The sequence below is a fragment of the Eximiradius proteiniborus genome (genome assembly GCF_058546985.1).
Genome location: NZ_CM178592.1, coordinates 1,409,243 through 1,434,081 on the forward strand (window position 1 = coordinate 1,409,243; position 24,839 = coordinate 1,434,081).

The following is a 24,839-nucleotide window of genomic DNA, read 5'->3' on the forward strand; positions in this document are numbered from 1 at the left end:
CTCTTAAATTAGTTAATTTTAATTGTTTAGTGATGCATAGAAATATTTGCAATTTTGTTCAAAAATAATCACAAATAAGGTAAATAAAAAATAAAAAAACATTAATAATTAATGTCTGCAAGCAAATAGAACGAGCCGACGACAATAAAAGGTTCGTTTACTGATTTAGCAAATTCGAAGGCTTGTTGTGGATTTTGCACTACTGTATTTGGAATTTCCAATGCTTCGGCTATTTGCCTGATGGAGTTTGCAGTCATTGCCCGCTTTGTAGATGGTTGAGTAATAATCAGCAAATTTGTAATATTCTTTATTATTTCCAGCATTTTATGCACATCTTTATCAGACATAGCACCGAAGACTATGTTGAATTTTTCATTTGGGAAGACCAATTGTGAAGTTTCCGCAAGCTTTTCTATGGCAGCAGGATTATGTGCAGTATCCAGAATAATAACCGGAGATTGGGATAAAATCTGAAAGCGACCTGAAAGACCGGTATTTTCCACAACATTTTTGACTCCATTGTAAATAGCTTGCTGTGAGACATTGAAATATTGATTTATCTTTTCTATTGCCAATATTGCCAGTGAGTGATTTATTGCCTGATGGTTGCCAAAAAGCGGAGAATTGATTATGTAAGTGTTGGTATTAGTAGTTATTTGGTACTGCATTGTGTAATCAGAATTCAATCCGATAATATTGGCAATTGCAGAATCTGACAGGATGAGCGGGCTATTTCGTTCAAAACAAATTTGCTCAAGCACTTTATAAGCGTTCGAAGGTAATTTGCCTAAGAGCGTGGGCGTATTTTGCTTGATTATGCCTCCTTTTTCGAAGGCAATTTGTTCGATGGTGCTACCTAAATAATCGGTGTGTTCGATAGCAATACTTGTAATAATGCTTAGAAGCGGCATTATTACATTAGTTGCATCCAGACGCCCTCCTAATCCAGTTTCAATAACCGCAATATCAACGTTGTTGCGAGCAAAGTAGTCGAAGGCAATAGCAGTAGTAATTTCAAAAAAAGTTGCATCTACGCTCTTCCCTATTTCCATATACTTTATTGCGAGTTGAATTAAATCGTCATCGGGAATTGTTTTGCCGTTTATCCGAACCCGCTCATTGAATTGTTTGATATGTGGTGAAGTGTAAAGCGCGGTGCGGTATCCTGCTTCTGCTAAAACAGAGGCAATAAGCGAAGCCGTTGAACCTTTGCCGTTTGTTCCTGCAATATGAATTGATGGAAATTTTTTGTGTGGGTTGCCAGATTTTTCGAGTAGATAAGCAATTCTGTCAAGTCCGGGATTTATTCCTTTGCGTTCGAGCGAGAATAATTTTTCAAGTATTTTTTCTTTTGTATCAAACATTTCAGTCCTTTTCATACAAATAAAAACATAAAAAAATCGTAAATAATTAATTACAATATTAATAACTATTTTGGAGATTTTATGTCTAATAATTCTTTGCAAGGGAAAACAATATTAGTTACAGGTGCGAGCAAAGGGATTGGGAAAAGCCTTGTTGGCGAGCTTTCGAAATATGATTGCCGAATAATAGCTACAGCAACAAAAATGGATAGTTTTTCAAATTATGAAATTGCAAGCGATAAAATTGTGTTCGAAGCATTTGATTTAAATAATGAAAGCGAGATAATTGAAGGAATTGATAGATTAAAATCAAAAAAATTAATACCTGATATAATAATAAATAACGCAGGCGTAGGAATTTTCAAGAACTTTGCAGATTTTTCGAGCGAAGAAATTGACAAACTGATAAATATTAATTTCAAAGCACCGGTACTGATTTCAAAATCTTTTCTGCCGGAGATGCTTGAAAAACAATTCGGAATGTTTGTAAATATCATTTCAGTTGCAGCAGTAGAAAGTTTTCACCGCTCATCACTTTATGGAGCTACAAAGGCAGCATTGCTGGAAACAATGAAAACAGTCAGAAAAGAATACAGACATCAAGGCATTAAAGTGCTTAATATTTTGCCGGGAGCAACAAGAACGCCGATATGGTCGCCAAAAGTTGTCCAGCAATTCGGTGATAGAATGATGGCACCCGAAGCACTTGCACAAGTGATAGTAACAAACATTGCTCTTGCAATAGAGCAGGACATTATGCCTGAAGAGTTCATTATTCGACCTCATTATGGAGATTTAGGATAAGAAGACAAAAACAATTAATCATTAGCAAATAGGAGAATTTTCAAAGATGAAGGTATTAATTACTGGTGGAGCAGGATTTATTTTTTCGCGAGTTGCGGAATTTTGTCTGAATGCCGGATATGAAGTTGTAATTGTGGATAAGCTTACTTATGCGGGAGACCTGGCTCGAATAAATCACATTTACGACAGAATAAAATTCTATAAAGCAGATGTTTGCAATCAGAAAGATGTGTTTGACGTATTTGAGCGGGAAAAACCGCAAATAGTAATACATTCAGCCGCAGAAACTCACGTTGATAGAAGTATATTAGACGGGAAGCCTTTTCTGGAAAGCAATGTTATTGGAACTTATGTTTTGTTGGAGGCTGCCCGGCGTTATAATACAGAAAAATTCATTAATATTACTACTGACGAAGTGTATGGAGAACTTGGCGGCGAAGGGCATTTCCAAGAGACAAGCCCGCTACGACCGAACTCTCCATATGCAGTGAGCAAAACTTCTGCCGATATGCTGGGACGTTCATATTTGCGGACATATCAATTGCCGGTAATTACTGTTCGCCCGTCGAACAATTACGGTATGTTTCAGTATCCGGAAAAGCTCATTCCGGTGGTATTTCTGAAAGCATATAATAATGAGAAAATACCTGTCTATGGAAAAGGAGAAAATGTGCGCGAGTGGTTATTTGTAGATGACACTGCCCGAGCAATGCTGAAAATTATCGAGAATGGAAAAATCGGAGAAATTTATAATGTGGGCAGTTCCGAAGAGCGGCGCAATATTGATGTGGTAAGGAAAATATTGGACATAATGGGCAAATCTGACGAACTGATCGAATTTGTGAAAGACCGCCCCGGACACGATTTCCGTTATTCGCTTTCCTGCGATAAAATCAAACAAGAATTGGGATGGCAAGCAGAAGTTGGTTTTGAGGAAGGTTTGAGAAGAACAATTGAATGGTATTTTAACAATATTGATTGGCTACTAAATAAAATTGAGCAATTAAGAAAATATTGGGAATTAGCTTACAAACAATGAAAAATATATCAAAGGCAAAATTTATAATCACGGGCAGCGCAGGGCAACTGGCTCGGGCATTTTGCAAAATGCTTGATAAAGCAAATGCTGATTACATTGCGTTAGATATTGACAAGCTCGACATTACAAATATTGATGCATTAAGCAAGGTTTGCAAAGAATACAAGCCCGATTTTCTTATCAATTGTGCCGCTTATAATAACGTTGATGAGGCTCAGAGCGATTTCGAAACAGCGATGAAGGTAAATTTCACTGGTCCGAAGAATATTGCGACACTGAGTGTCGAATTAAAATTCAAAGCTATCCACTTTAGCACAGATTATGTATTTGGAGGGCGTGAGCAATTCATTACATTTAGAGAACAAGATGAAACTTCACCGTTGAATAAATACGGGATTTCGAAGCTCAAAGGCGAACAGATATTTTTAGAAATTTCACCGAAAAATCTTGTGTTTCGGGTGAGTTGGCTATACGGAGAAGGACATCAGAACTTTATATATAAATTGCTGCAATGGATTGAAACACGAAATGAAATATTGATTGCAAATGACGAGATTTCTGTGCCAACAAGCACATATTTTGTGGCGAAAAACGTATTAGAAGTACTAAATGCAAATGGGTTGTTTCACCTTGTGCCGGATGGATATGTATCGAGGTATGATTATGCCAAATTTGTGTTGAATAAATTGAAAAAAGATGCTCAATTAAAGCCAGTTTCAGCAGAATATTTCAAGTTGCCTGCCCGAAGACCCAATTTTTCGGCAATGGACAGTTCGTTATTTTTCAATTTGTTTAGTTTGGAAAAGAGGCACTGGAGCGAATATTTAGAGGAATTTCTGGTTGAGAAAAAATTTGAATAGCCATCTATAATAATTCTACTTTAAAGCTTTTTCTTGCGAAAAAATAATCTAATTGCAACGTAAATAATTTTCATTTTTTTTAATATCATTGTGTGAATTTCTGATTTCTAATAAATTCACCGAACCCATATTATTAAAAAAAATTAATCCATTTTTATTACCATAAAAATTTAAATTAGCCGTTGTAACGATTATAAATTATCATAAACTAATGATAATCAAAGATTTTTTTCGGAGAGAAATAATTTTTCTTGATTAAAAAGTAAGATAATTGTAACTTATTTTATGAAAGCAGATACCGAAAAAACAAACAAGTTCGCAATAAATATATAGGTTCAAATGAAAAAAGTTTTTCTTGACTACGTTTTAAAAGTTCGTCTACCGGTAACACTCTTTGTAATATTGGGTGCATTTGCAGTAACTTATTATGTGGCAAGACCCGAGCGGGACGGAATAGGATATGAACCTGAACAGCCTATTGCGTTTTCGCATCGTTTGCATGCAGGAAATATGCAAATTGATTGTCGGTATTGCCACACAAGCGTGGAGAAATCGCGACACGCAAGCATCCCGGCAGCGAACATTTGTATGAATTGCCACTCTGTGGCTCGCAAGGATAAGCCCGAGATTGTGAAGCTCACAAGGTATTATGAGCAGAACAAGCCAATTCCCTGGAAGCGAATCCACAAGGTGCCGCATTATGCTTATTTCAGCCATCAGGCACACGTAACAAAGGGTATTCCTTGCCAATCCTGCCACGGAGCAGTAGAGAATATGGATGTTGTTATGCAGGTAAACTCATTTACGATGGGAAGCTGCATAGAATGCCACAGAAACCCCAACAGCCGACTTCCAAAAGATTCACCGAAAATGAAAAGTGGTCCTGTTCATTGTAACGCTTGCCACAGATAAGGAGGAATTATGAAAGGGAATAAGCGAAATTTTATTAAGAAAGCCACTCTTGGTGTGTTTTCGTTACCTCTAATCAGCAGCATTAATTTTGAGAGTATTGTTAAAAAAGTATCTAACCCGAAAAAGCCAAGAACGAAAGTGAAAATCAACTCCTATGCTATAAAAAGAAATACAGGAGAATAAGCGAATGAAGAATTTTTTCAACTTATTAAAGAATAAATCTGAATTTAGTAGAAAATCAAAAACCGCACCTGAACTGAAGAAAATGTCTGCAGAAAGCCGGAGGCGTTTTCTTGCCCTGATGGGTGCGACCACGGCAGTTACAGCAACTGCCTGCAAAGACTACCGCGACAAAGGCAAAATTATCACTTACAATAAAAAACCACAGGATGTAACATACGGAAAGGCAAACTATTACGCATCAACTTATCGCGATGGCTCGCCAATTCTGATAAAAACACGTGAAGGACGTCCAATTGGAATTACTGGTAATGATATTCATCCTGTAAGTAAAGGCAAAGTCTCGATTCAAGCAGAAGCGAGCATTTTAGATTTATACGACCCGGAACGATTGAAATTTCCTCTCAAAAATGGTAACAAAACCGAATGGAAAACTGTAAACAATGAAATTATGCTGAGGCTGCAGGATATTTCAGCAAAAGGAAAAGAAATTGCCGTAATTACGGGCAAAATCAATTCCCCCACTTATGCAAAATTATTAGAAGATTTTGCGAGTAAATATCCGAATGCAAATGTTTATCCGATAGAACTATTTAGCGATAGGAATAGAAGGTTAGCCTGGACTGCGTGTTATGAAAGCAATGAATATCCGGCTATTGACTGGAGCAAAGCAAATATTATTGTTGCAGTCGAAGCCGATTTATTTGCAACAGATGGAGTTCCTGCTGAACAAATAAACGAAATCACTAAACGAAGAAGTGGTGAAAAAGCTGAAAATTTCAACAGAATTTATGCAGTTGAAGCGAGTATGTCTTTGGTAGGAGCAAATGCAGATTATCATTTAAGGGTTCGCCCGAGTGTGTATTACCCGCTTTTGCTTGCTATTTACAATGATTTAGTGGATAAATTAGCACCATTTGGGCATACTACAATAGGAGATTATTCACTTGAAAAAATAATTAATGAGAATAAATTAAATCACAAGCAAATTAATGCATTACTTAATGATTTACTTAATAATCAGGGTAAATCAATAATTTATGTCGGCGATAATTTACCGGTGCAAATTCATATAATAGCAAATTTTATTAACGATATACTTTCGGCATATGAATTATTTGACTATAATTCAAGTTACGTCGAGTTCTTCAAGATATTAGAACCTGCCGGCATTGATAATTTAATTGCAAGAATGAAGCAAGGCGAGATTGGTGCTGTAATTTTTGCTGATACAAACCCAGCATATTATTTGCCGCCAGATTTTGATTTTCAAGGTGCTCTAAAAAATACTGAGCTTAAAATTTCATTAACAGAAAAAGAAAATGAGACTTCGAAACTGTGCAATTACACACTTCCGATAAATCATCCGTTCGAAAGTTGGGGCGATTATCAGTCGCAAAAAAATATAATAAATTTACAACAACCAGTAATAGAGCCAATATTTGACACCCGTCAGAAAGAAGCGATATTGCTTAGCTGGATAAATGGTAAAGATGTAGAATATTCTTTCGATATGTATCATCAATATCTGAAAAACAGGTATTCAGAAATTGCAAAACAATTGAATGTTCCGGATTTTGAAAGTTTTTGGTATAGTGCTTTGCACGATGGATTTATTCAGTTGAGTAGCAGCGAAAAAACAATAGCAAAGCCAAAGTTAATTATTTTGAGACAAACTGAAAATCCAATTAATGACAGCGGAATTTCGATTGTTTTGAAAAAGAGTCCGCTAATTGGCGACGGCAGATATGCGTCGAATGGATGGTTGCAGGAAATTCCCCATCCGGTTTCGAAAATTGTATGGGATAATTATGCTGCAATTTCACCGAACACTGCAAAACGCTATAGCTTGGACTACAAAGATTTCAAAAGTTCAGTAATTAAAATTTCTTTAGGCAAAAAGGAAATAACAATACCAATACTTTTGCAACCGGGCGTTGCAGAAGATACGCTTATCATTGAACTTGGATATGGACGGAAAGAGGCTGGAACAATTGGTTCAGGAGTAGGGATTGATGCAATTCCACTTATGGATAAAACGCTTTCGGTTGTTTTGTCTGGTGCAAAAATCGAGAAAACCGGGAAAAAATATAAGTTGTTTGGGACGCAGGAATTTCACAAGCTCGAAGATGAGTATTTGAAGGATCTTCATCGGAAGCGTCAATTAATTCAGGATGGGACGGTTGCAATGTATTTGAGCAATCCGGATTTCATTCAGAATCAAAGAATAATGAACAAAGAAGAAATAGAAAAACACAGTGTAAATCCACCGCATAATTATCCTGAAGCCAAATGGGCAATGGCAATTGATCTGAGCCGTTGTGTCGGATGCTCGAATTGTGTTGCTGCGTGCAATGTCGAAAACAATATTCCTATAGTTGGGAAGGAAGAATGCGGTAACGGTCGAGAAATGCACTGGATGAGAATAGACAGGTATTATAGCGGAACAAACGAAGAGCCAATTGTTAGTTACTTGCCAGTAATGTGTCAGCATTGCGATATGGCACCGTGCGAAAATGTTTGCCCAGTGGTAGCAACAACCCATAGCACAGATGGACTGAACCAAATGACATATAACAGATGTGTGGGGACTCGCTATTGTGCTAACAACTGTCCGTATAAAGTCAGACGTTTCAATTTCTATGATTTTCGACATCGCTATGCAGATGGCTACTATGAGCAAGACAGTTTAGAATTGCTACATAACCCCGAGGTTACAGTTCGCTCACGCGGAGTGATGGAAAAATGCACATTTTGCGTTCAGCGAATTGCAGAAGCAAGGCAAGATGCAAAATCGAAAGGCAAAAAATTCACCGGTTCGGAGGTTCGCACAGCTTGCCAAGAGGCTTGTCCGGCAAATGCAATAGTATTTGGTAATGTAAATGACCCAAATTCAGAAATATCGAAATTAATGAAAAACAAGCTTGGATATAAGCTAATTGAAGTATTGGGGATAAAGCCCAATGTTACTTACCTTGCTAAATTAAGGAACACAAATTCGGAGGACTTAACGTGAGCACAGAAGTAATAAAAGAGCCTTCGGTTATTGAAGGTAAGCCAACATTTGTAGATATAGATGAACAGATTTCTGCTCCAATTGATAAATCGCCGAATATTAAATACTTTATAGCGTTGGGCATTACTTCCACTATGTTGCTTATCGGTATTATTTGCATTGGAGCAACTTTTTTCTATGGAATAGGGCTTTGGGGAAATAATAATCCAGTCGGATGGGCTTTTGATATAATTAACTTTGTGTTTTGGGTAGGAATAGGGCACGCCGGGACGCTGATTTCGGCAATATTATTTCTTTTCAGACAGAAATGGAGAACCGGCATAGCTCGGTTTGCAGAAGGAATGACAATTTTTGCTGTGATGACAGCGGCTCTGTTCCCTCTTATTCACGTTGGGAGACCTTGGCTTGCGGGATATTTATTTCCATATCCAAATCAACATCATCTATGGGTGAATTTCACATCACCATTGTTGTGGGATGTGTTTGCAGTATCAACATATTTTACAGTTTCATTTGTATTCTGGTATATTGGTTTAATTCCCGATTTTGCAACACTCCGGGATAGAGCTAAAAGCAGAATAAAGAAGATTGTTTACTCAATATTAAGTTTGGGTTGGCGTTTTTCGAACCGCCATTGGCATAATTACGAGATGATTTATTTAATTCTCGCAGGATTTGCCACACCGCTTGTGCTTTCGGTGCATACGATTGTAAGTTTCGACTTTGCTGTATCGATTATGCCCGGTTGGCATACGACTATTTTCCCGCCGTATTTCGTTGCAGGTGCGGTATTTTCGGGATTTGCAATGGTTCAGAATGTATTGATAATAATTCGCAAAATCTTCAACTTTGAACATATTATAACGCTTGATACACTTGAAAAGATGAACAAAATTATGCTTGCGACAGGTACAATGGTCGGATATGCTTATGGAATGGAATTTTTCATAGCGTGGTATAGCGGAAGTCAGTTTGAAAGTTTTGTATTTGTTAATCGTGCATTTGGTCCCTATGCCTGGGCGTACTGGATAATGGTATCTTGTAATGTAATATTTCCACAGCTTTTCTGGTTTAAGAAAATACGCAGAAATATAGCAATAATGTTTGTAATTGCTGTATTGGTAAATGTAGGAATGTGGTTTGAACGATTTGTGATAATTGTAACATCGCTTGCACACGACTTTATGCCGTCGAGTTGGGCTTACTATAAGCCAACACTTGTAGATTTTGGGATATTGATTGGTAGTTTTGGTTTGTTCTTTACATTACTTCTACTATTTATTAAAGCAATGCCTGTAATATCGATTGCGGAAGTCAAGGCAGTGCTTGATGGAGCACAACCACACCACACTCATAATGGAGGGCATAATGGAAAATAAGATAATATATGGAGTTACGGGAATTTTCGACACACCCGATGAAATCATTTCTGCTGCAAAACAAGTGAAATCAAGCGGTTTCGAGAGATTTGACGTGCACACACCTTATCCAATTCACGGTATGCCCAAAGCTATGAGGTTAGGTGCCTCGCCACTTGGTTATTTTGCACTTGTTTTTGGATTAACTGGTGCTTTTGCAGCTTTTGCTCTGATGACTTATCTGATGGGCAACAATTATCCTTTGATAATTAGTGGCAAGCCTTTTATTCCTATACCCGCCTTTATTCCGGTTACTTTCGAAGTTACAGTGCTTCTGGCATCGGTGGGGACAGTGCTTGCAATGTTATTTTTGCTCTTTAAGTTTCCGAATAACAGCCATCCGCTGCACGATACAGACTACATAAAAAAAGTATCTTCTGATAAATTTGGTATTTGCATAGAAGCAAAAGACGATAAATTCAACGAAAATGAAGTAATTGAATTCCTGAAAAAAATTGGTGCAAAAGACGTTGAGGTAATTTATTACGATAATGAAACATTGAATTTCAAAGTAAATATTTTTGAATGGAAGTTCGTAACTTTTCTGGTTGTATCTGCATTGGTGGTTTCTGGAGCTACATACATTGTATTGAATAAACTGATGTTCGCACGTCCATTCAATTGGATGATGGAACAGCATCGCATAGATGCACAGGTGGAGAGTGAATTTTTTGGCAAGGATAATTTTTCTATGCGAGTTGCACCAGTGGGAACAGTGTCGCGAAACTCAAATCAATTTAAGTTTTCCGGGCAATCTGAGCTTGCCGATGCAAAGCTTGTTAATCCATTAATCCCGACAGAGGAAAACTTACGAAAAGGAATGAAAAAATACGATATTTATTGCAGTCCCTGCCACGGTTACCACGGGCTTGGAGACGCCCGACTAAACGGGCAGTTCCCAAATCCTCCGAGCTTGCATTCCGAGAAAGTGCGTAATTGGGGCGATGGACATATTTTTTACGTTATTACCGAAGGACAAAACTCGATGCCATCATATTCATCACAATTAACTAACGAAGAGAAATGGTCAATAGTTTTGTATGTGCGTGCTTTACAAAGAGCTATGAATGCAAAAGAGGAGGACTTGAAATGACAGCAATAAATTATCAGAAAAAAGAACTACCATCAATAATGTTGAAAGCCGGTGTATTGCTGTTCCTGTTGGGATTAATCATTGCCTTGCTTGGATATGTAATAGACCACGAGAGAGCTGCTTTCAACGGAATAATTCTTCTAATGTTTGTGATGAGCGTTGGGCTCGGGAGTCTTTTCTTAATTGGATTAGAATATTTGGTTGGTGCCGATTGGAGTGTGCCGTTTCGCAGAGTAATGGAGATATTGGCGATAGTGGTTTTTGCAGTTCCGGTGTTTTCTTTGCCGCTATTTGCTAATTTACATACCCTATTTCACTGGACTCATATTGAAGATGTGTTGAAAGACCCAATATTAAAGAACAAGATGCCATACTTGAACGAAATGTTCTTTTCTATTCGTTCCACTGTAGCGTTTGTGCTGATGTTTATTTTCTGGTGGTTGCTTGCCGGGCGATCTTTCGGACAGGATAGCTCTCCGACCGGGAATTATAGAAAGGTAACGATTAGGATTTCGGCACTGTTTATGCCAATTTTTACGATAGTTTTGACTTTTATGGCAGTTGATTGGATGATGAGTTTGGAACCTCACTGGTTTTCGACAATTTTCGGAGTATATTATTTTGCGGGAACTTTTTCGGTAGCACTTGCAGTAGTTACTTTGTTTGCGATATATTTAAACGAGAATAGTTATTTGGGCGAGGGTATCGGAGGCGACCATTATAATAATTTTGGGGCATTGCTATTTGCATTTACTAATTTCTGGGCATATATTGCGTTTAGTCAATTCTTGCTGATTTGGTATGCTAATCTGCCAGAAGAGACATTCTGGTATCTTCACCGATGGGAAGGCAGTTGGGCTGTCGTATCGATAGGAATAATAATAATACATTTTATAGTTCCTTATGCTGTGTTGCTTCCGCAACCAGCCAAAAGCGACCCAAAGAGGTTGAAATTCATTGCCTGGTGGCTTGTGTTTGCTCATTTTTATGATCTATATTGGCTTGTGATGCCAACTTATTCAAGTGGCGGAGCTGTTTTTGGTTGGATGGAAATATATCCAGTGCTGATTTCGTTGGGAACTATCCTGATTCTATTCTACTATTTTGCTAAGAACAAAAATTTATTGCCGATTGGCGACCCAAAGTTGCCCAAAAGTATAAATTTCCATTTGTAATTATTCAATGGTGAAGATATGGAGCTTAACAATAAAAAAATTGAGGAAGAAATAAATTTCAAGAATGTAGTGAAAACTCCAATCCGCTGGTTTGGAATTATTTATCCGTATTTTTTGTTCCTGATTGTTGTTGGTGGATTATTTTACGTATCGAATTTAAACAGCATAAATGAAAATAAGATAAAACCAACTATTATTGATAGCACACGGTTGAAATCAGAACTACCTGTTCGAATGGCTGTAAGAATAGAAGGCGTAAATGTAAAAGAAATTGCTAAACCGACGGCAGAGCTGATTGCCAAAGGGCGGGAGTTGTATCTTGCAAGCTGTGCGTCTTGCCACGGCAACGAGGGACGCGGCGACGGAATTGCAGGAGCAGGGCTTGCTCCTGCACCAAGGAACTTCCTGCAAAAAGATGGCTGGACTAACGGCTTGACACTGGCTGATATGTTCAAAACTCTTGAAGAAGGAATTGCGGGAACCGGGATGGCGGCATATGAGTATATGCCGGTTGCGGACAGGTTTGCTATCATTCATTTTATTCATTCGCTTATGGGAGATTATCCGGAAAATACACCTGATGAGCTTGAACAACTTAACATTAAGTATAAGTTAGCAGATGGACGCATTCTTCCGAATCAAATTCCCGTTGAAAAAGCCTTAAAGATAATTGCCGAAGAGAATTTGCCACTTTTGAATAAATCGATTGCTTATGGAAAGGTTATTAGCATTAATCAAAATAAAATTGAAAGTATAGCAAAAGCAATTACCAAAGAGGAGGTTGCAGCGTACTACCTTTCAAAATCTGATTTATGGAGGCGAAGCAATAACGATTTCAAAGAATATGTTTCGATTGGACTTCCGGATAATGGATTCAAAGCTGGAATTTATCTTCTTTCGGAAGAAGAGACGACACAATTGCGAACATTTCTTGCTGATGTGATAAAATAAATTGGAGAAATAAATGAAAAAAATTGCACTGCTTTTAGTACTATTTATGACGACTGTTCAGACTTCTTATTCAGAGAAGCCACCAGAAATTGGGATAGTGGAGAAATTAGGCAATCAAATTCCCCTTGATTTGGAATTTACAAGTTCCGATGGAACAAAGAAAAAGCTGCGAGATATTATTGATAAGCCTACAATTCTCTCACTTGTTTATTACAATTGTCCGGGAATATGCAGTCCATTGCTAACAAATATGAGCGAAGTAATGGATAAGGTAAAGTTAGAACCGGGGAAGCACTTCAAGGCACTTACTATTAGTTTTGACCACCGCGAAGGTGCAGACAAAGCAAAACGTTGGAAGGAAAACTACCTTGCTTCGATGAAACGCCCATTCGGTGCAGAAAATTGGGAATTTATGGTTGGCGACAGCGTCTCGATACGGAAGCTTACCGATGCAGTTGGATTTTACTTCAAGCCAGAAGGAAACGATTATGTTCATCCGGGTTCATTATTTATACTAACACCAGAAGGAAAAGTGTCGCGATATTTATTAGGCATAGAATATAATCCATTTGATTTACAAATGAGCATAAGCGAGGCAGCAAAAGGCAAATCAATGCCAACGGTTACAAAAATTCTTCAATATTGCTTTAGTTACGACCCTGAAGGGAAAAAGTATGTTTTTAATGTTACTAAGGTTGCTGGCACAGTTATCTTTCTTGCGGCTGGTATTTTCTTCATAACATTAGTATTGATGGGCAAATCAAAAAGGAAAAAGAAAAATATGGAGGATATAAGCAATGAGCAATAGTGTTTCGACAACGATAAAAAGTTTTTATGAATACGAGGGAAAGCACAAAGGAATATTAGGTTGGATACTATCAACAGATCATAAGCGAATAGGTTTGTTGTACTTGTGGTCAATGGTTGGATTTTTTCTTGTCGGCGTGTTTCTTGGTTTCTTAATGCGTTTGGAAATGCTGAGTATGGGACCAACGATAATGGGACCGCAAATGTATAATGCAACTTTTACTCTACACGGAATAATAATGATATTTTTGTTTATTGTTCCGGGGATACCCGCTGCATTCGGGAACTTTTTGCTGCCAATAATGATAGGTGCAGAAGATGTGCAATTTCCTCGGCTGAATTTACTTTCGTGGTGGCTTTATGTAACGGGAGGATTATTTGCTATAGTATCATTATTCTTAAGTGGCGGACCGATAGATACAGGCTGGACATTTTACGTTCCGTATAGCATCAGAACGAGTACGCAAGTAATATTGCCTTTGATTGCTGCGTTAATTTTAGGTTTTTCTTCGATATTGACAGGAATTAATTTTATTACAACAGTTCACAGGATGCGAGCAAAAGGAATGACTTTTTTCAAGCTTCCGTTGTTTGTTTGGGCTTTGTATGCAACGGGGTGGATACAAATCATCGGAACACCAGTAATCGGAATAACTATACTGCTTGTGATTGTTGAGCGTGTGTTCAGCGTTGGGCTTTTCGATCCGGCATTAGGTGGCGACCCGATTTTGTTTCAGCATTTATTCTGGATATATTCTCATCCAGCGGTTTATATAATGATATTGCCGGCAATGGGAGTTGTTTCGGAAATAATTCCAACTTTTGCACGCAAGCATATATTCGGATATAAGGCAATTGCGTTTTCGTCGTTGGCAATCGCATTTATCGGGACACTTGTCTGGGGACACCATATGTTTACAAGTGGAATGAGCGATACTGCCCGTTGGGTTTATTCATTCCTGACTTATATTGTTGCGTTGCCGAGTGCAATCAAGGTGTTCAATTGGGTTGCAACGATGTATAAAGGTTCAATACGGATGAGTGCACCATTTGCATTTGTGATGGCATTCATTGTATTGTTTTCGATTGGCGGACTAACCGGCTTAATACTTGGTTCGGTCGCAACAAATGTCCACGTTCACGACACATATTTTGTAGTAGCACATTTTCATTTTGTAATGTTTGGAGGGACTGGATTTATCTTTTTTGCGGCACTGCATTATTGGTTCCCCAAAATGTTCGGGAAAATGTATAATGAAAAAATAGCAATGACGGCTGTTGGAATATTGACAGTTGGCTTTTTAATGTTATATTTCACAATGTTTATTCTTGGTTACGAAGGGATGCCGCGACGATATTATGATTATCTGCCACAATTCCAGTTTCTGCATATTTTTGCAACAGTTGGTTCGTGGGTGTTGATTTCCGGGCTATTGCTGATGTTTTGGAATTTGCTGTATGCATTGAAGAAAGGCTCGCCAGCAAAGGCAAACCCCTGGAATGGTATGACGTTAGAATGGATGACCTCTTCACCACCACCATTTGAGAATTTCAATTATCATCCTGAAATAAAATTCGGTCCTTATGAATATGAACATTATGATGAGGCGGTAAAAGATGAATACAAATAGTCATAATATAGCACACCACCGTGATGACTTCGGTTCGAAAATGGGAATGTGGTTGTTTCTATTTACAGAACTGATATTATTCGGTGGACTATTCATAATGTATATGGTCTATCGGGTAGAATACTCGGAGCAGTTCCATCTTGCTGCGAAGGAATTGAATTTAGCACTCGGCACGATAAACACGCTGATATTGCTGACAAGCTCGCTAACGATGGTTCTATCGATAGTAGCAATTGGGCGCGGCTCGAAGAAAATTTCTATTCTATATTTGATTGCTACTATTCTATTGGCTTTGGGGTTTATGGTAATCAAAGGTTTCGAGTGGGGAGCTAAATTTTCGCACGGGATTTATCCGGGTGGTGCAGAACTTGCAAATTTATCTAACGGCGAGGTGATTTTCTTCGGAATGTATTTTGTGATGACCGGACTACACGCCTTGCACGTTCTGATTGGAGTAGTAATTTTATCGTTTATGCTTGTTTTTCTTTTGAGAGACAAAATCAACAAGGACAATTATATCAAGCTCGAGGCTGGGGGACTTTACTGGCATTTGGTAGATTTAATCTGGATTTATCTGTTCCCGTTATTTTACTTATTACATTAATGGAGGAAGAATATGGAAGAGAATGTAGTACATCAGGAACACAAGAATACACCGGGCTATGGCTATAATATTTTAATATGGCTTACATTGATTTCGCTAACCTGCGTATCTGTGGCAGTTGCGGGACTTGATCTGGGAGCATATATTTTGCTGACTGCACTGGTAATTGCAACGATAAAATCAACATTAGTAATTAATATTTTTATGCATATAAAGTTCGACGACCCAATATTCAAATTGTTCTTTTCGCTAATAATATTTACACTATTTGTGCTTTTTGTATTAACTGCTTTTGATATATTATATCGATGAGGAAAATATGTTCGAAGGTGCGTCATATTATGCTGATAAAGTAGATACCACGATGCTAATTATCGTTGGTATATCAGTGTTTTTTCTAATCGGGATAGTAGCGGCAATGATTTATTTCGTGGTAAGATATAACCATAAAAGAAATCCGGTTGCTACACAAATCAAAGGGAATAATTTACTTGAAGCAATTTGGATTATTATCCCTCTATTTATAGTAATAGGTATGTTTTGGCTTGGATGGAAGGACTTCAGCAGATTACGTAAAATCACTGACTATGCGATGAAAATCGAAGTTACAGGAAGAATGTGGAAATGGGACTTCAAATATCCAAATGGGAAAACTTCCGATACACTTTATGTGCCAGTTGGAAAGACGATAAAGCTCGAAATGAGGTCAGTTGATGTTAATCATGCTTTTTTTATTCCGGCATTGAGAATGAAAGAAGATGTGATAGCCAGCAGAAATACCTATATGATTATTGAGCCGCAAAAATTGGGAGAGTATGATATTGCTTGCGCTGAATATTGCGGGCTAAATCACGCCTATATGTATACAAAACTGATAGTTGTTCCGGAAGAAGTTTTCGATGCCTGGCTTTCCGGCGATTCAACTGCCCCGTCGGCTACCACACCAACTCCAACAATTGCAAGATTAGAACCCAAAAACGAGAATGAATATATTAAACTCATCAGTAATCATAAAAATTTTGATTTATTGGTGAAATATGCTTGCATAAGCTGCCATACAGTTGATGGTTCGAAACACATTGGACCATCATTTGCAAAACTTGCTTCCGGGAAAACTGACGTTATGCGAGATGGAAAGAAAATGACTATTGATATTGACGCTAAGTATTTACGCACTGCATTGCTCGAACCTGATTACGAAATTGTTGAAGGATACAGCCCATATACTATGCCTACTTTACGTGGCAGAGTGTCTGAAAATGATTTGCAAGCAATCATCGACCTACTTCTTGGGAAAAATTAGGGATGGAAAAAGTTTCGTTTGAAATAAAAGCAAAAGTAGAAGCAGTTGAACGTGGACATTTGCTTGCGGGATTAATTCAGCTTGCAAAGCTAAGGGTTACATTTTTTGTTGCGTTATCCTCGTTTTTTGGATATATTTTCTATGGAGGGTTTTCGTGGCAGTCGTTGCTTGTAGTATCAGGAGTATTTCTGACTGCGGTTTCTTCTTCTGCCATAAATCAATATCAGGAACGTAAATACGACAAGTTGATGACAAGAACCCGGCAACGTCCGCTACCAGCAAAAAAATTGCGAAAAGAAGAAGCTATAATATTTATCATTTTTACAGGTATATTGGGAATATTTCTTCTTGGGCTAACTTTTAACATTACTGCAGTCGGGCTTGCTGCTTTTTCGATGATATGGTATAATCTTGTTTATACACCGCTGAAAAGAAAAACAGCATTTGCTGTATTGCCCGGTGCATTGCTTGGAGCAATACCACCTGTAATCGGCTGGACAGTAGCTGGTGGCGATTTGTTTTCGCCGAAGATAATGTTTATAGCAATACTATTTTTTTTGTTTCAAATTCCTCATTTCTGGTTTCTGTTTTTGATCTACAATGACGACTATAAGCAGGGTGGGTATCCAACTCTGAAAGATGTACTGAGGGTTAATCAAATCGGAAGGATCTCGTTTGTTTGGATAGTATGCCTTGCAATAGTAGCGGTAGCAGAACCTTTTTTCTTTGTAAATAATCCTTTGTTTTTAGCTGTAATTTTTGGAATGTCTGTAATATTAATCTGGAAAAACAAGTTTTTGCTGAATCTCGAAGAAACAAATGAGAATATTAGTTATAGAATTGCTTTTCAAACACTTAATATATACGTTCTATTGGTAGTAGTTATCCTTACACTTGAAAAAATTATTAGTAATAAATAAATGGTTCGATTATGGAATTGCTTTACAAACTTGTTATACCGCAGTCGGAAACAAATCTACTGTTGCTAAATCTGCTACAAATGATTTCTCTTTCGTCGCTGATGATTTATTCGGGTATATTGTTGGGAAGCATATCGCTATCGATATGGTTTTACAAAAAATCGATAAAGGAAAATTCGCTGAAATATGCAGAAATTGCAAAAGCATTAGCAGATTTGATAGCAAGTGGGAAAATGTTTGCTTTCGGGCTGGGAATAGTGCCATTTTTGGCAATTATTATGGTTTATATACAATTGCTGAATTTATCGGGGGCGTATGTGCCCAAATTTTTGATATTGGCATTTGTTCTCTGGCTGATTGCTATTGCACTTATATTTATCTATCACCATTCAACTGAACTAAATTATTATTTAGAGTACTTCAAAACAAAAATTAGTTCGGAAAGAAAAGATGATGATTTTTTGTTGTTTCAAGAAAAGGCAGAACGCTATAGGACAAGAACCGGATTTTGGGGTATATTGCTACTTGCAGTTTCTCTTTATATTTTCATTGCTGCTCTTAATTTGGCGGTAGAGAACTGGAGGTGGGGGTCGGTTCATAATACATTTGAGCTGATATTAAGTTTTTCTGCTTTTTTCAAATATATGAGTTTTATTACTTCTGCATTTGCAATTACAGGAATTGCATTTCTATATAAGAAATATAAATGGATGGAAGAACCACCTTTTGCAGATGCAGAATTGAATGATTACGCAAAGCGTTTTAATTTATCGGTTGCACTTATTGCCACAATGTGTATGCCTTTGTTTTATATTTTGAATTTGATAATTACACCGAAAACAGCAATAAATGACTTTCTGTTTGGATTTGCTTTGTTAGGGCTTGTGTTGCTGTTTATTTTGCTTCATTTTCTCTACGAGATGGTGCGAAAGAACAAGTTTATATACATTTCCGTAGCATTTTATTTGCTGATTGCAGTAATAGGTATTTCGCAGGTAAAAGAGCAACTTGTCTTTAAGTATGCTAATGCTGAACAAACTGCACGTCTTTCGAAAAATTATGATGTATTTTATCAGGATTTGCTTGCTAAAGCTGGACGTGGCGGAGCTGAAATAAACGGAGAAGAAATCTACAAGGGAAAATGCGTTGCTTGCCACGACTTCGAACGTAAAGTAGTCGGTCCACCTCACAAATTAGTTCTTCCGAAATATATTAATAATCCCGAGGCTCTTGCTAAATTTATTCTAAACCCTGTAAAGGTTGATCCTGCTTATCCGCCGATGCCTGCGCAGGGATTGCGTCCGAAGGAAGCAGAAGCAGTCGCCAAATATATGATTGAACATTATGGACCAAAAATTAAGTAGCAAAAAAGATAGAAAATACTAAGGGCGTATTTTTGAAATACGCCCTTTTTTAGTTTTTATGAATAAAATTAAATTATTTTGCAAAAAGATAAAGGAGAAAAATCAACGCTTTTTCCATTTCATCCAGACAGTTTTATTGAGGTCTGTAACTTCGGCGCCCATATCCCATTTGCCTACATCTAAACGGTCGAGCCAATCAAGAAACTTTGTAACGTTTTCCCCACGGAAGATAGCCCCGTGCTGCGGACAAATCATTTTAGGGTTAATCAGACGGGCGCGTCTTACCCAATTTTTAAGAGCGTTGGTGGAAGGCATCCAACGGAGGTGGAATTTTTCCATAAGCTTAGTATGACGGTCGAAATCATCGACATACATTGGATAATCTGGCGGGATTAGTGCAGCACCAATATCACCAGAAAAAAGGATTTCAGATTTAGGATCATATACTGAGAAATTACCAGACGAATGGCAATAGTGAGCCGGAACTAAATATACATTGGAACGAGAATTTCCAATCGGAACTTCCATACCTTCATCAGGAACGCCAATCAGAGAAAGCTTAGTTCCCATACCGAAATGAGCAATAAAACCAGTCCAAATCCACGAGCAATAGACTTTCACATTTGGACACAGATCAGTCCACATAGCAAGCGAAGAGGAAATATCCGGATCCTGGTGAGATGAAATAATACAAGCAATATTGTCAGTTGAAATATGACGTGTAATTTCGGTAAGCACCTGAGGAAAGATTTCAATCCCACCTGGGTCGAGCAGGCACGCCTGCCCATCGGAAACAATGATATATTCGTTAGTATCAATAACTTCTTCGGATTTTTCAGGGTCTCGTCCTAAAACAATCCATTTGTGGTTTTCACCATCAAAAATAACTTCACTTTTCATAGAACACCTTTATTTTGATTTCAACTTAATTAACGTAGTAATAACACTATCGCCATACGACAAATCTTCCGAAATTTTCATCAATTGTTCATCGAGAATTTTAACAATATTTTTGATATTTTCCACAAGCCCGGAGAAGCTTTTCTGGTCGGAAGAAAGATAGGACGATTCAATTAAGATATTCGAGCCCATATAATTGGCAATAAAGCCATTACGTTTGATTGAATCTAATTTTTTTGAAGCTTTATTCATAAGAATATGAGCATCATAAAGCAAATCGTTTATCAATTCGATAACCTTTTGGTTTCTTGAAGCAAAACGTATAATGTTTTCTCTATCGTTTTGAGTAACATTTTTGAAAGCGGGATGGCTTGGAAGTTTGGCAAGCACTTTTGGGTCAAGCAGATTAAAATCTTCGGCATTATAGGCAGTTTTTGAATATTTCAGCACACGGGCAATTAAGTTTCGCAACGCTTCTGAATAATTCAAATAGCGACGAACAGCGATAGAGCAGACAGTAAGCTGGCGAGCGAATTGAGCAGATACCTGCTCCAATTCTTCGAGTTCAGGTGCAATCTGAACGGGCAAATCGGAGAGAAACCCCGAGAGAGTGATAAGAGATTGTCCTTGATTCGTCCCGATTTTAGCAGCCTGAACAATTCCGTTAATAGCCAGCAGCTTCAAGTCCAAACTAATATTTTTTAACGAACGAGTTCCGTTAAGCACATCCACACCAATGGCGAAAACTTTTGAAATCTCGTTCATATAGTTATTCGTAATCATACTCATATAAAAGCTTCCGATAGTGGATCTTAAGCAATACTTATATTCGGTAAAATACGAATAAACTTAAATATAATTATTAAAAAATTTTACTTGATTAGTTTAGTACTCTCTGCCTGAAGAACTTCATAATCAAGAGATTTAGAATAAACATAAGCTACAATATGAATATTCGATGGTTTCCAGTCCTTCGATTGTGGAATAACGAAGGAATGATTGAAATTAAATTTATTGCCAGAAGTAATTTCGTTTGATGAAATACGCTCGCCCCAAGCAGAATTTATACTACCACGCAAGATGTGATTATGAACATAATCTAAAATATTTTGATTTTCGCCAAGACGGTAATCTTTCTGGTATTGGATTATGCTATCTTCGACAATCAGCAAAACCAAATAATCCTGCGACGATGAATTTTTTAGATAATGCAAGTTGGTAGAAACATCTATTTTTCTGGTAGTTTGATTATAAGAAACGTTCAATTTGATAGAAAGCGACGGTTGATTTTGAAGTTCAGCAGAAACAAGCGAAGCCCACTTTGTATGGCGAGTAATATAAGAATTACTGAATTTTTTTCGGTTAATCATACCATTGGGAAGTCCGGCTTTGCTATTGCCGAAAAATTCGTCGTAGGCATTGCCTTCGGGAGTGCGAAAATCATAAGGATGCTCAGGATATGGTTCAGCAAAAGAGCCGGCGTGAACAGCAACCGGAATGAAAAGCTCGCCATAAGTTTTTTCAAGTTGTTTAATAACATCGTGAGCAGCCGGACAGTTGCCGCAAGTGTAGCCTGTAAAATCTTCGAGAAGCACTTTCCGAACCACATTGTTCGATGAAGTATCGATATTCGGGATTTCTTGAACATCGCCAGTAATCTGGTCGCAAGAAACAGCAAAAATCATCAAAAAAGCAAACACCAGAATATTTATTGTTTTCATAGCAATCTCCTTAAAAAGATGAACTAATCGAAAGATAAAAGCCATTAGAAGCCGGAATTCTGCGGCAAACGCCACCAACACAGACAATGCCCTGATTTTGTTTTCCGTAAGAGAGCTGAATTCTGTTTGAGCCGACGACATAAGTGAAAGAAGCCGAGTAGTAGTGTATTTTCAAATCGTCGAATTCATTTCCATAGTTGTAATCGTCGCTGATTGAGAAATAGAACGAAGGGGAAACAGAGTATTCGAGCAGAGCAGAAATCCAGTTGCCATAACGAGTATCACCAACGTGAGCAGAAGAATCCTGCTTTGCCCAAAGATGTTGCAATTCGAAACGAATTGCGTTTTTGTCGTCAATTTTATAAGTGCCGTCCATAATCAAGAAGTTTCCTTTGATTTGTCCATATTTTGGAGCACCTTCGTTTTCTAAGATGTCTTTGTCGTAAATCATATTAATGTAGGACAGGCTACCTTTGAATTTGGATGAGAATTTTTTAGAAATGTTAATAGTAAAATCCTGATAGAATAATCTATCGCCTATTGAAAATAAATCTGAATTGTATTTATATTGACTTGTGTGAGTTGTATCGATTGATTGGATGCGGGAGAAATTCACGTTGATATTTGTTCCATATTTGCCGCCCAAAGCCGATAAAGCAGGCAAAACATAATTAATTTCAGCCTGGATGCCAGCTTCGCCATTTAATTTAGTTGCAAAAGGAAACATATTGGGAAGCTTATAAGGACTTTGTTTGTTGATTGGAGGAATATAGCTCAGAGTAAGATTATTGCCGGCAGCCGACCTATCGGAACGGAAATCCATATTATCAAGTTTATGAGCAGAGATAGCAAAGCTAAATCCTTTGGTAAAATAGGAACCATTAAGCGATAAGCCATAGCCATTATTATAAGAGTTGTTATTTGTAGTATTCGGGTCATTGTATTTGTAACCAAATTCAGCATCAAACAGAAAACTACTGCCTGAAAGCCCCAATCTTGAGGAATAAGCAAGCACATTTTCCGGCAGACGCAGAAACGGGTCGTCATCTTTCTGGTAGCGACTAACAATACTTCCACCAAGTTTAATATCGAAAGGAAGTTCTAATTTCGCGAACTCATTAAGGGCAAGATTGAAATCGCCACCGCGAACAATACCATCGCTTTTGCCCCAGAAAATTCGCTGTTTACCAATTAGCCCGGTAATTTCCAAGCCATCGGACGGACGCAGCTTTACCCGAAAACCTTCGACAGCATTGTCTATGCCCAATGCACGTTCTTCGTAAGCACGGAAAATCATTCCGCTACCGAATTGCTCGTAGAAATCCCCAACAGTAGCAGAAAGGAAGTCGTTGCTCCACGAAGCATAACGATAAGAGAGGCCATAACCCTTATATTGTGGGTCGTATCCCAGTATTGGATTGAGATAAGCTTCGTAACGCAAACCAGCGTTAAAATTATCAAGAGTGTAGTTTAGATTGAGAAAACCATTAGAAAGGATTCTCTCTTTGACATCGGGCGCACCGATAACACTATCTTTTTTATAAGTTTGGGCTTCGAGTTGGAAATTCCCACTGATTTTGCCAATATTCTGAGAAAAAACAACATAAGGCACAAAAATAAGCAGGTAGATAAGCCTTTTCATAACATTTCAACGATTAATTAAACAAACCACGATTAATAGAACAAATTATCTGACAGCTTCCCATTCTTTGGTAATAGACTTATTGAAAAGCATAACAGTTACAGCATTAAGTCCCCAATAGAGCAAAGTTTTGAAATAGCCATATTTTCTGAAACGGCGGGTAGATTCGAGCACAACAATATTGCGGCAGAATTTCACCTTAGCTATTTTATTAATGCGGCGATACAAATCGAAATCTTCGCCGGCAACAATTTCACTATTGTATCCACCCACCTGCTCGAAAACGTTTCGCCGAACAATCTGGCACTCCCCACGCCCCATACCAAGCCCAATAAAATTGAGAAAGGCAACATATTGATTATGAAGAAAGTAGAAAACTTTATCCTTGAAACGGATTTCGGAAGGGAATCCACTCACATAGCAAGCAATAGCACCGCAATTGCCGGATTTATCATTTGCCCATTTCAAAATTTCAGAGAAGAATTTATCTAAATCGGCAGGATAAGAATCGGCATTAAGAAAAATCAGGACATCGCCGGAAGCAATCGAAGCCCCATTATTTCTACCGGCGGCAATAGTCTGGCGTTTGGAACTATCGTGAAGAATTATTTTATCGGAGTATTTTTTTGCAATCTCGACTGTTTTATCGGTGGAACCACCATCGGAAACAATAAGTTCGAAATTATATTTATTGCGTATTTCAGGCTTAAATCTCTTTAATTGTTCTTCGATTAGCTTTTCTTCCTGAAAAGTAGGGATAATCAAGCTAAGCTTCACATCAACCTGTTTATTTGCTGAACTTTTATGATTTGGTTCAGCTTTTAGAGCTATTTTATCGTGTTGCTCGTATGATAACCTGTAATGCAACTTTTACCTGTTAAATTATATATAAATTATAAAATTAACTATTTTTTCGTTCTTATTCAACTTAATAATAAATTCGGGGGATACAATTGAGAAAAATCAGATATTTTTGTAATGCTTGATATACATATTATGAAACGATACTATACATTGTTTATCAACTGTATGAATACAAAAGGGACAGCCTTTTCTTTTGGACATAAAAAATCAAGAAAAAATAATTTGGGAAAATTTTGAAAAAATTGTATTTTTGTTTTCTATTGAAAATGAA

At 37.6% G+C, this 24,839-nt stretch carries 23 protein-coding genes; 17 read left to right on the plus strand and 6 right to left on the minus strand.

Translation table 11 applies throughout. The annotated features are described in order from the left end of the window. Nucleotides 1–101: 101 nt before the first annotated feature. Nucleotides 102–1,379, minus strand: coding sequence for a bifunctional folylpolyglutamate synthase/dihydrofolate synthase (locus ACY2LT_RS05825; RefSeq protein ID WP_491814454.1), 1,278 nt, complete (start codon nt 1,377–1,379; stop codon nt 102–104). Nucleotides 1,380–1,445: 66 nt separating this feature from the next. Between ACY2LT_RS05825 and ACY2LT_RS05830 the strand changes: the two genes are divergently transcribed. The 17 genes from ACY2LT_RS05830 (at nt 1,446) to ACY2LT_RS05910 (ending at nt 19,441) form a co-directional block, all read left to right on the plus strand. Continuing rightward, entirely contained in the window at nt 1,446–2,168 is a 723-nt protein-coding gene (locus ACY2LT_RS05830; RefSeq protein ID WP_491814455.1) for an SDR family NAD(P)-dependent oxidoreductase, read from the plus strand. 46 nt (nt 2,169–2,214) lie between these two features. Continuing rightward, the gene (rfbB, locus tag ACY2LT_RS05835; RefSeq protein WP_491814456.1) at nt 2,215–3,207 is read left to right on the plus strand and encodes a dTDP-glucose 4,6-dehydratase; all 993 of its coding nucleotides are present in this window, start codon (nt 2,215–2,217) and stop codon (nt 3,205–3,207) included. Further along, complete coding sequence (gene rfbD, locus ACY2LT_RS05840) at nt 3,204–4,067, plus strand: dTDP-4-dehydrorhamnose reductase (protein WP_491814457.1); 864 nt, start codon at nt 3,204–3,206, stop codon at nt 4,065–4,067. The genes rfbB and rfbD overlap by 4 nt, the downstream gene beginning before the upstream one ends. A gap of 339 nt (nt 4,068–4,406) precedes the next feature. Continuing rightward, nucleotides 4,407–4,979, plus strand: coding sequence for a cytochrome c3 family protein (locus ACY2LT_RS05845; protein WP_491814458.1), 573 nt, complete (start codon nt 4,407–4,409; stop codon nt 4,977–4,979). Between the two features lie 9 nt (nt 4,980–4,988). Continuing rightward, entirely contained in the window at nt 4,989–5,162 is a 174-nt protein-coding gene (locus tag ACY2LT_RS05850) for a hypothetical protein (protein WP_491814459.1), read from the plus strand. A gap of 4 nt (nt 5,163–5,166) precedes the next feature. Next, entirely contained in the window at nt 5,167–8,175 is a 3,009-nt protein-coding gene (locus tag ACY2LT_RS05855) for a 4Fe-4S dicluster domain-containing protein (RefSeq protein WP_491814460.1), read from the plus strand. Continuing rightward, the gene (gene nrfD / locus ACY2LT_RS05860) at nt 8,172–9,554 is read left to right on the plus strand and encodes an NrfD/PsrC family molybdoenzyme membrane anchor subunit (RefSeq protein ID WP_491814461.1); all 1,383 of its coding nucleotides are present in this window, start codon (nt 8,172–8,174) and stop codon (nt 9,552–9,554) included. The genes ACY2LT_RS05855 and nrfD overlap by 4 nt, the downstream gene beginning before the upstream one ends. Continuing rightward, nucleotides 9,544–10,686 carry a quinol:electron acceptor oxidoreductase subunit ActD gene (locus ACY2LT_RS05865; protein WP_491814462.1) on the plus strand — a complete coding sequence of 381 codons (1,143 nt, stop codon included), beginning with the start codon at nt 9,544–9,546 and terminating at the stop codon, nt 10,684–10,686. The genes nrfD and ACY2LT_RS05865 overlap by 11 nt, the downstream gene beginning before the upstream one ends. Continuing rightward, nucleotides 10,617–11,861, plus strand: a complete 1,245-nt coding sequence (locus ACY2LT_RS05870; RefSeq protein WP_491814463.1) for a quinol:cytochrome C oxidoreductase — start codon at nt 10,617–10,619, stop codon at nt 11,859–11,861. Before ACY2LT_RS05865 ends, ACY2LT_RS05870 begins: the two co-directional genes overlap by 70 nt. A gap of 18 nt (nt 11,862–11,879) precedes the next feature. After that, a complete protein-coding gene (locus ACY2LT_RS05875) occupies nt 11,880–12,812 on the plus strand; it encodes a c-type cytochrome (RefSeq protein ID WP_491814464.1) in 933 nt (310 codons plus the stop codon). A gap of 13 nt (nt 12,813–12,825) precedes the next feature. Beyond that, nucleotides 12,826–13,620 carry an SCO family protein gene (locus ACY2LT_RS05880; protein ID WP_491814466.1) on the plus strand — a complete coding sequence of 265 codons (795 nt, stop codon included), beginning with the start codon at nt 12,826–12,828 and terminating at the stop codon, nt 13,618–13,620. Further along, nucleotides 13,610–15,250 carry a cytochrome c oxidase subunit I gene (locus ACY2LT_RS05885; protein WP_491814467.1) on the plus strand — a complete coding sequence of 547 codons (1,641 nt, stop codon included), beginning with the start codon at nt 13,610–13,612 and terminating at the stop codon, nt 15,248–15,250. The genes ACY2LT_RS05880 and ACY2LT_RS05885 overlap by 11 nt, the downstream gene beginning before the upstream one ends. After that, a complete protein-coding gene (locus tag ACY2LT_RS05890) occupies nt 15,237–15,854 on the plus strand; it encodes a cytochrome c oxidase subunit 3 family protein (protein WP_491814468.1) in 618 nt (205 codons plus the stop codon). Before ACY2LT_RS05885 ends, ACY2LT_RS05890 begins: the two co-directional genes overlap by 14 nt. A 12-nt stretch (nt 15,855–15,866) precedes the next feature. Further along, the gene (locus ACY2LT_RS05895; protein ID WP_491814469.1) at nt 15,867–16,166 is read left to right on the plus strand and encodes a cytochrome C oxidase subunit IV family protein; all 300 of its coding nucleotides are present in this window, start codon (nt 15,867–15,869) and stop codon (nt 16,164–16,166) included. A gap of 7 nt (nt 16,167–16,173) precedes the next feature. Continuing rightward, nucleotides 16,174–17,157, plus strand: a complete 984-nt coding sequence (coxB, locus tag ACY2LT_RS05900; RefSeq protein ID WP_491814471.1) for a cytochrome c oxidase subunit II — start codon at nt 16,174–16,176, stop codon at nt 17,155–17,157. A gap of 2 nt (nt 17,158–17,159) precedes the next feature. After that, nucleotides 17,160–18,077, plus strand: a complete 918-nt coding sequence (locus tag ACY2LT_RS05905) for a protoheme IX farnesyltransferase (protein ID WP_491814472.1) — start codon at nt 17,160–17,162, stop codon at nt 18,075–18,077. 11 nt (nt 18,078–18,088) lie between these two features. Beyond that, nucleotides 18,089–19,441: a c-type cytochrome gene (locus tag ACY2LT_RS05910; protein ID WP_491814473.1), complete on the plus strand. Its 1,353-nt coding sequence runs from the start codon at nt 18,089–18,091 to the stop codon at nt 19,439–19,441. Nucleotides 19,442–19,543: 102 nt separating this feature from the next. Here ACY2LT_RS05910 and ACY2LT_RS05915 read toward each other — a convergent pair whose 3' ends face one another. From ACY2LT_RS05915 to ACY2LT_RS05935, 5 genes are all read right to left on the minus strand, one after another. After that, a complete protein-coding gene (locus ACY2LT_RS05915; RefSeq protein ID WP_491814474.1) occupies nt 19,544–20,341 on the minus strand; it encodes an oxygen-binding di-iron domain-containing protein in 798 nt (265 codons plus the stop codon). Between the two features lie 9 nt (nt 20,342–20,350). Beyond that, on the minus strand, nt 20,351–21,106 hold the full coding sequence (locus ACY2LT_RS05920; protein ID WP_491814475.1) for a hypothetical protein: 756 nt from the start codon (nt 21,104–21,106) through the stop codon (nt 20,351–20,353). 107 nt (nt 21,107–21,213) lie between these two features. Further along, the gene (locus tag ACY2LT_RS05925) at nt 21,214–22,062 is read right to left on the minus strand and encodes an Omp28 family outer membrane lipoprotein (protein ID WP_491814476.1); all 849 of its coding nucleotides are present in this window, start codon (nt 22,060–22,062) and stop codon (nt 21,214–21,216) included. A gap of 10 nt (nt 22,063–22,072) precedes the next feature. Further along, on the minus strand, nt 22,073–23,704 hold the full coding sequence (locus ACY2LT_RS05930) for a DUF6029 family protein (RefSeq protein WP_491814478.1): 1,632 nt from the start codon (nt 23,702–23,704) through the stop codon (nt 22,073–22,075). 45 nt (nt 23,705–23,749) lie between these two features. Continuing rightward, complete coding sequence (locus ACY2LT_RS05935; RefSeq protein ID WP_491814479.1) at nt 23,750–24,571, minus strand: glycosyltransferase; 822 nt, start codon at nt 24,569–24,571, stop codon at nt 23,750–23,752. Between the last annotated feature and the right edge of the window lie 268 nt (nt 24,572–24,839).